General features: G+C 39.9%; 8 protein-coding genes, 7 tRNA genes, 1 rRNA gene and 1 pseudogene. 15 read left to right on the top strand and 2 right to left on the bottom strand.

Going from position 1 to position 11,210, the window contains the following annotated elements:
* From DW904_RS14555 to DW904_RS14505, 11 genes are all read left to right on the top strand, one after another.
* Positions 1-148: ribosomal RNA gene (locus DW904_RS14555) — 23S ribosomal RNA — on the top strand; the annotation flags it as partial.
* A gap of 87 nt (positions 149-235) precedes the next feature.
* Positions 236-308 (top strand) — tRNA-Asn (locus DW904_RS14550).
* Between the two features lie 18 nt (positions 309-326).
* Positions 327-398: transfer RNA gene (locus DW904_RS14545), tRNA-Glu, on the top strand.
* A gap of 79 nt (positions 399-477) precedes the next feature.
* Positions 478-550, top strand: a tRNA-Thr gene (locus DW904_RS14540).
* Positions 551-554: 4 nt separating this feature from the next.
* Positions 555-628: transfer RNA gene (locus tag DW904_RS14535), tRNA-Ile, on the top strand.
* 19 nt (positions 629-647) lie between these two features.
* Positions 648-721 (top strand) — tRNA-Asp (locus DW904_RS14530).
* A gap of 39 nt (positions 722-760) precedes the next feature.
* A tRNA-Val gene (locus DW904_RS14525) sits at positions 761-833 on the top strand.
* Positions 834-836: 3 nt separating this feature from the next.
* Positions 837-922, top strand: a tRNA-Leu gene (locus DW904_RS14520).
* 333 nt (positions 923-1,255) lie between these two features.
* The gene (locus DW904_RS14515; RefSeq protein ID WP_306797107.1) at positions 1,256-1,582 is read left to right on the top strand and encodes a nucleotidyltransferase domain-containing protein; all 327 of its coding nucleotides are present in this window, start codon (positions 1,256-1,258) and stop codon (positions 1,580-1,582) included.
* Positions 1,575-1,862 carry a type II toxin-antitoxin system Phd/YefM family antitoxin gene (locus DW904_RS22970; RefSeq protein WP_347562158.1) on the top strand — a complete coding sequence of 96 codons (288 nt, stop codon included), beginning with the start codon at positions 1,575-1,577 and terminating at the stop codon, positions 1,860-1,862. The genes DW904_RS14515 and DW904_RS22970 overlap by 8 nt, the downstream gene beginning before the upstream one ends.
* Before the next feature lie 238 nt (positions 1,863-2,100).
* The gene (locus DW904_RS14505) at positions 2,101-2,583 is read left to right on the top strand and encodes a hypothetical protein (protein WP_118581900.1); all 483 of its coding nucleotides are present in this window, start codon (positions 2,101-2,103) and stop codon (positions 2,581-2,583) included.
* Positions 2,584-2,682: 99 nt separating this feature from the next.
* Here DW904_RS14505 and DW904_RS14500 read toward each other — a convergent pair.
* A pseudogene (locus DW904_RS14500) lies at positions 2,683-3,935 on the bottom strand (MATE family efflux transporter).
* A gap of 746 nt (positions 3,936-4,681) precedes the next feature.
* Between DW904_RS14500 and DW904_RS14495 the strand changes: the two are divergent.
* Together DW904_RS14495 and DW904_RS14490 are read left to right on the top strand one after the other, a co-directional pair.
* The gene (locus tag DW904_RS14495) at positions 4,682-5,767 is read left to right on the top strand and encodes an MATE family efflux transporter (protein ID WP_347562157.1); all 1,086 of its coding nucleotides are present in this window, start codon (positions 4,682-4,684) and stop codon (positions 5,765-5,767) included.
* A 398-nt stretch (positions 5,768-6,165) separates the two neighbouring features.
* Entirely contained in the window at positions 6,166-7,329 is a 1,164-nt protein-coding gene (locus tag DW904_RS14490) for a PucR family transcriptional regulator (RefSeq protein ID WP_118581897.1), read from the top strand.
* Positions 7,330-7,690: 361 nt separating this feature from the next.
* Here the strand turns inward: DW904_RS14490 and DW904_RS14485 are convergent, their stop codons facing one another.
* On the bottom strand, positions 7,691-9,451 hold the full coding sequence (locus DW904_RS14485) for a diguanylate cyclase (RefSeq protein WP_118581894.1): 1,761 nt from the start codon (positions 9,449-9,451) through the stop codon (positions 7,691-7,693).
* 206 nt (positions 9,452-9,657) lie between these two features.
* Between DW904_RS14485 and DW904_RS14480 the strand changes: the two genes are divergently transcribed.
* The gene (locus DW904_RS14480; RefSeq protein WP_118581892.1) at positions 9,658-10,284 is read left to right on the top strand and encodes a lactate utilization protein; all 627 of its coding nucleotides are present in this window, start codon (positions 9,658-9,660) and stop codon (positions 10,282-10,284) included.
* 455 nt (positions 10,285-10,739) lie between these two features.
* A complete protein-coding gene (locus tag DW904_RS14475) occupies positions 10,740-11,051 on the top strand; it encodes a hypothetical protein (RefSeq protein ID WP_118581890.1) in 312 nt (103 codons plus the stop codon).
* Positions 11,052-11,210 lie beyond the last annotated feature (159 nt).

Here is an 11,210-nt window from a genome sequence, read left to right as displayed (position 1 = left end):
GGCATCTAAGCGTGAAGCCCCCCTCAAGATGAGATGTCCCATTCGAAAGAAGTAAACCCCCTTGAAGACGACGAGGTAGATAGGGCAGGGGTGGAAGTGTGGTAACACATGGAGCTGACTGTTACTAATAGGGTGAGGGCTTGACCAACAATCGCAAGGTTTTGAAAAAGATTCTTGACAAATATTCCACAAGGATGTAACATGTATGTAGTTTTGAAGGTGCAAACCTTTATATTCCTCCTTAGCTCAGTCGGTAGAGCATTCGGCTGTTAACCGAAGTGTCGTTGGTTCGAGTCCAACAGGGGGAGTTTTTTATGGAAATGTTAGGCTCCATGGTCAAGCGGTCAAGACACCGCCCTTTCACGGCGGTAACAGGGGTTCAAATCCCCTTGGAGTCACTGAGAAAATTAAATAAAATGGCAATTTGGTGTGGCTTTACTCTGACATTTGGTGTATAATACAGTTTATAAGTATTGTGCCGATGTGGCTCAATTGGCAGAGCAGCTGATTTGTAATCAGCAGGTTATCGGTTCGAGTCCGATCATCGGCTTTTTGGACCTTTAGCTCAGTTGGTTAGAGCAACCGGCTCATAACCGGTCGGTCCTGGGTTCGAGTCCCCGAAGGTCCATTTAATTTAATATTCTTCTGGCCCGGTGGCTCAGTTGGTTGGAGCGCCGCCCTGTCACGGCGGAGGTCGAGAGTTCGAGTCTCTTCCGGGTCGCTGCTGTTTTTACAGCTAATTTAATATTTTTTCTTTTATGGGATCTTAGCTCAGCTGGGAGAGCATCTGCCTTACAAGCAGAGGGTCATAGGTTCGAGCCCTATAGGTCCCATATGCCGCAGTGGCGGAACTGGCAGACGCCCGGGACTTAAAATCCCGTGGGTAGTGATACCCGTACCGGTTCGATTCCGGTCTGCGGCATGACCTGAAACCCTTGATTTTCAAGGGTTTTTTTGATGTCTGGATATATTTACACCCTTCTGGAACACCTCTTATTTAGCCCCAAAATGGATTTTGACAGCAGATTTGACAGCAGAACTGACAGCAGATACAAAATATTTAAGCAGCTTCAAAATAATATTCTGGTATAATATTCACTTTTTTTATAGCTGGAAACTGGAATTTCCATGCTTGATAGTTTCAAAGGTTGCGCTTTCAAAAATAAAAGTAAAATAATAGCTTGCTTTACGTAGTCAGCTGCAATATTATTAAAATATTACTGTAGATGAAAAGAATCTGACAGGAGGTAGCAACTTGATTAGACAGGAAGTATTAATGCTATTTGTACAAGGGACTAAAAAAATATTAAAAAATAATCTATCCAAACTTATTGTCTATGGTTCTTATGCCCGTGGAGATTATAAGGAAAATTCGGATATTGATGTTATGATATTAACACCTCTTTCAAAAGAAGAAATAGAGCAGGTCGAAAACAGTATTTTTGATCTGGCGTTTGATCTAGAACTGGAGTCAGGGATTGTAATAAATCCAGTTCTGGAGAATGAAGCACATTACAGATACTGGCTGGGAGCATTGCCGTTTTATGATAATGTAGAGAAGGAGGGAATTGTAATTGGATGAGAGACAAAAAGATTTAAGCAATTATCGAATTACACAAGCTGATGATAGTCTGAAAGTAGCTGACTATTGTTTAAAAGCAACCAACGAGTCTATTTATATCACCCAAAATGATGAGGGAGATATGGTAATTAAGAGTATTGATACATATGAAAAGCGTGAACAGTTACTTCGGTTACGTGCCAGAGTACTTCAGGCTGAGTGGGAAAGAATAGATGGTGCCAAAACTATGAGTGCAACTGAAGCACGAAAAAATTTGAGAGAGAGACTCGGAGAGCTGTAGAGTTGACTGTCTGGATAGATACATGTGAAGTCACTGGCAACGTTCCGCGAGGTGTTTTTTGTGGACAAAGTAAGCAATAACATTTTCTCTTCATTTACTGGCACAAGTAATAGTGCAAACCGGTTTTTGATGGATTATTATTAGTATAGAGAATACATGGTCAATGGAAGGAGAATTTTTTCCAATATGTGTTCTTTACAAGAATCGAAAACAAAAACAGGTTTTGCGGAGGATGTGTATGAAGCAGGATAAAAAAGAGAAGCGGAACAATATATTATATTCGGTATTAGGTTTCGTCCTGGGCATTGCCATGTGTGGTATAGGAATATATGGTATGATTTTAAACAGAATTGAAAGCCAGGAGTACAAAAACACTACAGACAAACGAGAGGTTATTGCAGTTGTAGAATCCTGCCGTGAGATTGATAACAGTGATGATAAAGACAAAAATAAAAAGAATTCAAGATCAGTAAAATATCGGACCAAATTGGCATTTGAGGTTGATGGAAAAGCTTATGAAGGAGAAGAAACCTATAATCAGAAAGTATACGTTGGTGATAAAGTTAAGGTCGAGGTTTATCGGACTTCAAAAGGAATTTATAAACTCCGCCCATATAACAATCTGGTAAATTTTGTGTTTTATTGTGTGGCAATTCCATTAGGCTTTATCATAGCAATAGCCTCGGTTTACAGTATAAGGCTGATTGTCAAAAAAGAATAAGATCATAGGATTCAGAAATGCTCCCTACTGGGCAGGAATGTGAAAGAACAAAAACCTGTCATTCAGAAGGGAGCATTTTATAATTGTGAATAAGTAGGATCAATCAAAATCTCTGGTAATGTTTGTAAGCCATTTTCTTCTGAAATAGTGAATAAATACCACAGGCATTTTTTCAAGTTCATCCAAAGACATTACAAAGTATACCCAGATAGGCGGCAGTTTAAAAACATATGCGGCAAGAAATGTGAGAGGAACTGCTACAAGCCACATAAATATGGAATCAACGATCATTCCAAATCTGGAATCACCACCACCTCTGAAGCAGCCGCATATAAGACAGGTATTAATACCTTCTCCAACAAGACGCCAGGTCGTCATAATGATAAAAACGCCAAGATAATAAATGGCCGTTTCTGTCAGCTTATCCCGATAAAAATCCAGTATCAGGGGGCGAATTGCCAGAATAACGGCACATCCGATCAGGCTTACAATAATGGTTATTCTGAGCATCCGTTTCCCATATTCTCTGGCTGTATCAATGTGATTTTTCCCCAGCTCCTGACTGATAATAATGGTAGTAGCGTTGGCAAAACCCCGACAGGCGATAGCACCAATGTTTACCACCATAACAGCGACGGCATTTGCAGCAACCATATCATTACCAATATGCCCAAGAATTGCTGCGAATGCGGAACTGGCAAAGCTCCAGACGAGGTCATTTACAACGGCTGGAGTTGCAATTTTCATAAAATCCTGGAACAGGATCCCCGATTTCGCAAAGAAGTATTTTATTCGGAATCTCACATTTGATTTGTTCAAGGAGTAGATGAGACAAATCAATACCTCTGCGATTCTGGCAATCACAGTACCAAGAGCAACACCGGTAACGCCAAGCTTTGGAAGTCCAAATAAGCCAAAGATGAAGGTGGCATTACAAAGTACATTGACACAAAGGGAGACAATGTATGTAACAGAAGGCAGCATTATCTTTCCGATACTTCGAAGGGCACTCATAAAAACCTGAGAGAATCCCATAAACATAAGTGAAAATGAAAGTACCCTCAAATACTCACTTCCAGCAACAATTGTATCAGGATTGTCTGTAAAAATCTTCATAACCGTAGTTGGCATGGAAAAGGAGATAAGGAAAAATATCAGAGAGATAATTAAGGTGCATCGCTCTGCTAAGCCGAGAATCTTTTCTACAGTCTTTTTATCACCTTTTCCCCAGTACTGGCACATAAAACGGATGTACCTGTGGCCATACCATAATATATACAAAAAAGAACGAAAGTATATTGGTTAGCAAGCGATGAAGCCGACATGGCAGTCTGGCTTACATATCCAAGCATTACAGTATCAGCAATATTCACCAATGTTGAAATCAAATTTTGAATCATAATTGGAAATGCCAATGTTGATGCATATTTTAAGAAATCTTTTTTATTTAGCATGTTACAGTTTTCCTTAGTTCTTACAATTTATAATATGATGATACCAGGGTCAAAAGGTCAGAAAGCCGATGCAAGCTTGCTTGCAAGAGGCTTTTTGACCTCTTGACCCGCCAAAAACATGAGTAAGTAGCCATTTTTCAAAGAAAAATGAGCGGATTACGAATGTTTTGGAGGATTGCGGGAGCAGCGTAGCTGCGTAGCAATCCGGGTATCAAATGAGTGTCAAAAGACCTTTTGACACTCATATCATTTTATTACAATCAATGAAACAGAGAAAGTGACAAATTATAGTTTAACATATCCGATTAGAATATGCTATATAAAATGTTAAAATAGGACATTGTGAAATTACTTTTTTTAAGCTAAAATGTGAGTGTGCAAAACTTTTGGTTGGGAGTGTGAGAATATGACAAAAGATCTGACTACTGGGAAAATCATGCCCATTCTTGTTAATTTTACAGTGCCTCTTGTTTTGGGAAATTTGTTTCAGCTGACCTATAATGCAGTTGACAGCATTATTGTAGGGCATTTTGTAGGAAAGGAGGCCCTGGCGGCTGTGGGAATCTGTAATCCGGTCAGTACGTTGATGATACTATTTCTGAACGGATTGTGTATGGGAGCCAGTATCCTGATGGGGATTCAGTATGGAGCGAAAGATTATGAGACTTTGCATAGACAAATCAGTACAACTCTGTTGTCTGGTGCGTTTTTTTTCATTTTTTCTCACATTGGTTTGTGTAATATTTGCTGTACCCATTCTGCTGTTATTGCAGGTGGATCCATCTATTATGAGTATGACAGTGCAATATTTGCGGATTATTTTTCTGGGATTAATGTTTACATTTTTATACAACTTTTTTTCAAGCACCTTAAGGGCATTGGGAGACAGTGCATCCCCCTTGTACTTTCTGATTATCAGTGCAATTCTGAACATTTTCGGAGACCTGTTTTTTGTTATTGTATTAAAGGCTGGAAGTAATGGATGTGCAATTTCCACAGTACTCAGTGAGGCGCTCTGCTGTCTGTTTTGTATTATCTATATACAGAAAAAAGTACCAATTCTTCGGCTTGGGAAGAAATGGCTGGTTTTTGATGCCAGGCTTTTGAAAAAAACCATTGCTTACGGGTGGGCATCTGCCATGCAGCAGGCAACTGTACAGATGGGAAAAATTGCAATACAGGCACTGGTTAATACAATGGGAGTATCGGTAGCAGCAGCCTTTGCAGTGGTTAATCGCATTGATGATTTTGCCATCACACCGGAACAGAATATTGCCCATGCGATGACCGCATTAATGGCTCAGAATAAAGGAGCTGGAAAAAATGACCGTATGAGGGAAGGCTTCCGATGTGGAATGATACTGGAGCTTGTTTATGGAGCAGCAGTTATGCTGATCTGTCTGGGATTTGCCAGATCATTGATGTCATTATTTGTAAAAGATGAGGAAGTTATCGGACATGGAGTGGTTTATCTTCACCTGATTGCAGTAATGTATATTCTTCCCGCTGTTACAAATGCGCTTCAGGGCTTTTTCCGTGGAATCGGAGATCTGAAGGTGACCTTGATGAGCAGCTTTACCAATATGACAGTCCGTGTCATTGCAGCGGCACCGATGGTTTTGTTATGGAATTTTGGTATTGAGGCACTGCCATATTCCTATCTGGCAGGATGGATTGCCATGCTGCTTGTAGAGACACCTTTGATGCTTCGAATTTACCGAAAAAAGTAAAAGAAAGGACATCCTGAAAAAACGGATGTCCTTTTTATGAAAAGAAGTGCATATTATTTGCGAAAGAGACGTTTGACAAAAGCCAGAAGATCAAAATGCCGAGTCTTCGTATAGTCATTTATAAAATTGTCACAATACATATAACGTTCTGCTATGATCCATTCTGGAACGGGAAGTGCATCCAGGGAACTTGTATATCTGCGAATTTCATATTCACGCCTCCTTTAATTTGTTTTTTAAGTTACTTATATTCTAGCACAAAATTAAGGAAAAACTATGAGGGCGGATTCTAAAAATTAAGTGGAAAATATGTGCTGTCAACACAAAATATATGATATAATAAAGGAAAAATTTGAACATTTTACAGAATGGGTTTGGGTAACAAAAAGGGAGGTTTTATGAGTTTTACAATACAGGATATGATGCTGACAGCAGAAACAAGATATGAAATGAAGTTTCTGGCCGGAAAAAATGGATGGTCCAATTCAATCAGCTGGGTACATCTTCTGGAGGATACAACGATCATACAGAATTTCTGGGGAAAGGAGCTTGCAGTGACAACCGGGCTTGGCTTTCCGGAAAAAGAAGACTGGATGCATCTGGCACAGCAGCTGAACCGGTATCATGCATCAGGGCTTGTTATCAATGTGGGACAGTACATTTATGAGGTGCCGGAAGAATTGAAAGTATACTGTGATGAAAATGACCTTCCGCTACTGACTGTGCCCTGGGAAGTGCATTTATCAGATATGATAAAAGACTTCAGTATTCATGTATTTTTGCAGGATACTACAGATGAGCAGATCGCATCCGCCTTGATTGCAGCTATTGAGACTCCGGATAATCAGGATGCATATAGAAAAGATTTATTACAGTATTTTGATGTAGATGGAAGCTTTCAGGTGCTGCTGATGACTTGTGAGGGGCTGGACTCTATGGACACAGTGGAGCGAAAAAAGCTGTCTTATCGAATACAGGTATATCTGGAGGATATCACTCACAATGGAAGCTTTTTTTATTACAACTCTGATTTTGTGCTGGTAGCGAATGCGCTTTCGGAAGAGTATTTGTGCCGCCTTGTAGAGGGTGCCATAAAAAGAGGAAAAAGACGTATGCCTGGACTGCAATTGTGCGTGGGAATCGGGAGCAGATGTATGGATATTTCCCAGCTTTCGGTAAGCTATCAGAGAGCGAAGGCAGCAGCACACATAGCGATGACACAAAAGAAGCAGGTGGTAAAGTTTGATGACTGCGGGTTGTTCCGTCTGCTTTATATGGTGAAAGATAAAGAAATACTGAAGGAAATGGAAACAGAATGTCTGGCAGCATTGGAAGAATACGACAGAAGATATCATGCCGGTTATGTGGAAACTCTTCAGTCATATCTGAAGCATAATGGAAGTATTCAGGCTGTGGCAGCAGAATTGTATACGCATCGCAATACGGTGCTGTACCGTATCGGAAATATCAGGAAAATTCTGGGAAATGAGTTGAAAACGCCGGAAGAGAGACTGCCCTATCAGATTGCATTTTATATCAGAAATATGCATGGGCAGATATAAGTATTGCGCAGTAATGTTTTTCTTGTGCATAGTGTAGCGCAGTCGTATAATAGAAGCAGTTTTTTTTACATAAGTAAGATTGTAAAAAAGCAATCAAGGCAGGAAGGAATGGACATATTGCATAACCAATCAATGTTGATGTAATTCTGGAAAATCTGGACCGGATTTTGGGAAGATAAAGCGGATAAAATGAAGGGGAAATACGTGTGAAAAGCACATAAAATAATGCAGGTCTGAACAAGACCTGCATTATTTTATGCAACAGGGCGGAGTGTAAATTACTTTGTGTAAACCTCTCAGATTGATGATGAAATCGTAGGTTTATAGAATGCAAAAATTTCTACCAGACAGTATTTTTTTATTATCCGGAAAATTTATCACCGTAATGAATATGCATGTCCTTCCAGTCCATAAACAATACATAAAATACTCTTCCGTATTGCTGGCTTTCTACGATTCTTCCATGGTCAAGCACAGAGAGGTAAGAGCCGTCAGCTTTTCGAAGATGAAAATGAATATAGTCATTTTCATTACCACTGTCAATCTGTTCCCAGATGCTAGTTTCTATCTGTTTCTGCTCATCCTCCCGAATTAGGTTATGAAAGCTTTTATTTGTAAGTCGAAAGAGTTTGTCCATATCTTTATATCCCGTCATATGAAGAAACTCCTGGTTTGCATAGAACAGCTCATCATCTTCTTTGTCTGCTCTGTATATGATAAATGCACCCGGAAGATGCTCCGAGACATCCTTAAGCGCAAATCCGAGCTGTTTGCGGACACCTGACTGAAGCCCTTCTCTGTAAGCCATACATCCGTTTTTTCCATGAAGCTTTATTTCATAAAGGGCTGCATCTGCACAGCGCATAAGCTGTGAATGGTTGGAGGCAAATGCCGGATATTCCGCATATCCAAGAGAAATAGAAAAGTGATGTTCTGTTCCCTTGTAAGAGAAGGTCTTAGGCAGTCTGGTGAATTGATTCAGCTGTGCGTCTGCCTCTTCAAAGGTATAATCAGGCAGAAGAATACAGAACTCGTCCCCACCGTTTCTTCCAAGCAATACATTCGGTGGAAAAAAAGCTTTCATGCTCTCTGCCAGACTTTTTAAAGCCCTGTCTCCGTAAGCGTGCCCATAGACATCATTAATAAACTTAAAGTCATCAATATCAAAAAGTGCAGCCACAAAATGTGCTTTCGGATTTTGGGCAATGATTTTTTCTGCTGCTTCATCAAATCCATAGCGGTTGTTAATACCGGTAAGGGAATCCGTGTGTGCCAGTATCTGAAATCTGTTTTTATTTTCTTTGGACACCAGCCATACCCGGGTAAGAACTGTCAGAAGCAGGATTACGGTAAGAAAAAATCCGGTGACTACAGCTATAAGTGTATTATTTCGCCATCCGCTTTTGGGGGTTACTTCAAATCTCCAGCTCTCTGCGCCTATTTTAAAATCATAAGAAATTGGATGGGTTAGCGGATCATCTGACTGATAAACAACTTTATAGGTGCCGCTCCAGGGAGAAGCCGTCTTTGAAATTCTATATTCATATCCAAAATTTGAAAGAGCATAAATCGAGTCTGAGAAAATATCAGGAACGCGTAGGATAACAATGGTAAATCCCCAGAAATCCTCTTGTTTGTTTGTATCCGTCAGATAAACTGGATTGCGTACAGCAATTCCATAGCCTCCCTGTTTCAATTCAAAGGGGCCTTGTGTAATGACTGTGTGATTGTCTCTTGCGTAACAGGAAATCTCTCCACGCTCTTTATCATGAATCAGATCAATTTTACCTGCTTCATTTCCCTCTGCCGGATAAATATCTGTCACAACACCATCCGGAGCAAGCTGCACGCTCTCAATAGAATCAGACATAAGATTTTCAGCAATCGTGTCAAACTGATTGATTTCTCCTTTTTCACTGATCAGGATCTGCTTTAGAGCTTCCGTAATCTCAATTCCACTCGCAATCTCATTTTTTATGCGTTCCCCATAGGTTGTTGCGTTTAATTGTGCTGTTATGTGTCTCTCGTTCTTCTCGTGGGTGTCTGTTTTGTATACAATGAAACCAACAAGGCATATGCCCAGTAAAAAAATGATAAGAGGCACAAGTGTTTTTTTCTTCACCAGGTTTACCTCGTTTTATCCGTTGAAATTTCTATAATAAGGCATTATATCACAGAAGTTTAAAATTAAAATAAATTTTCTGAAAAAATGACAATATATTTTTTTACTACGCTCTGGCGAAATATAAAATGAGTCAAGTCGAAAGTTGATAAAGAATGAAATTTGGCTTATAATTTATACTAAAACAATGTCAGGAGGAGCAAGCAATGGATATTAATATGCAAAAAAGAAATGAAGTATTGGCTCAAAATGTGATCAAAGGTCTGGAATCCCGCAATATGTCAGGCTATTACGCCGCAGACAGAGAAGCTGCTGTAAAGCAGGCACTGGAACTGATCCCGGAGGGCAGCAGTATTGCCATGGGTGGCTGCACAAGTGCTCATGAGATTGGACTGATCAAGGCATTGGAGGATGGAAATTATAATTATATTAATCGCGCGAAAATGTCACCAAGAGAAAGCCTGATGGCAGCGTATGATGCGGATGTATTTCTTTCCAGTGCAAATGCCATTACCAGTGACGGTGTTATGGTAAACATTGATGGAAATTCCAATCGGGTTTCCTGTATTGCCCAGGGACCGAAGAAGGTGGTTTTTATTGTGGGAATGAATAAGGTCTGTTCAGATCTTGATGCAGCTATGAAGCGGGCAAGAAATGTGGCAGCTCCGGCGAATGCACAGAGATTTGAGGTGAAGACACCTTGCAAAACCGCAGGGAAATGTTTTGACTGTAAATCTCCGGATACGATTTGCTGTCAGTTTCTGATTACAAGATATTCTCGTCATAAAGATAGAATACATGTTATTCTTGTAAACGATACTCTTGGACTTTAAACGGTGAGATTTATTTAGGGCGTAGCTTAGAGCGTGTAAATACACGCTTTTCCAGCCGCTTTTGTTTTACTGTTCACTTCGCGACCAGTAACACGCTTCGCGATGCGCAGAAAGACGAACCTTCTTGTGACAAGCACAAGAAGTAGCGTTTGCTGCGCAAACTTAATTCTCGGGTTTTCTGAGAGCTTTGTTCACAAAAAACACCTCGCGGAACGTTATCAGTGAACAGTAGCACTTTTGTCGAATTATAGGGAAAGTTGTCGGACGATTTTTGTTGCAAAATTTTGATATAAAACGTAGAATAATGACGGTAAGTGTGAGAAAAATGGATTTTTTATCACTGCTTAAATTGTAACCCTAAATAGCTTGGAATCACAGAAGAACAGCTTGTGTGATTCGGGAAAACGTTACCAATGAACCGTGATCTATAAGTACATATCAGGAGGAAAACAATAATGAAAATGACAACAAAAATGATTATGCTTCAGAACATTGAGAAAATGGTGATGGAGCAGCAGCGGGTGGATGAAAATGATTCCTACATCAGACAGGACAATGAGGATCTGAAGTATCTGGAGGAACGATATGATCAGCTGCAATTATCCCACACTGTAAAGCGTGTGATCGATGATTACATCGCCTGTCTGCAGACCCGGGACGAGAGATATTCAGATCTTGCTTATGCAGCTGGGATAAGGGATACTATAAGCTTACTGCAGGGGATGGGAATGCTGAATGGAACTGCTGCAATAAGTGGAAGTTTGTAAAAGTGAAATAAGTGAACTATAACTTTAGCGGATTAAAATGCAAATATTGTTATAAAGATAAAAGAGTTACTATAAGCATGATATCACCTGCGTGCAGGGATACTTGCGGAAATAGTAACTCTTTTGTGTATTAGAAGTTTTGTATCGTAGTATAAAAAA

This window comes from Ruminococcus sp. AM42-11 (assembly GCF_003480145.1).
GTDB classification, from domain to species: domain Bacteria; phylum Bacillota; class Clostridia; order Lachnospirales; family Lachnospiraceae; genus Blautia_A; species Blautia_A faecis.
The sequence above is the reverse complement of the archived record's forward strand: the minus strand, read 5'-3'. Positions and strand labels throughout refer to the sequence as shown.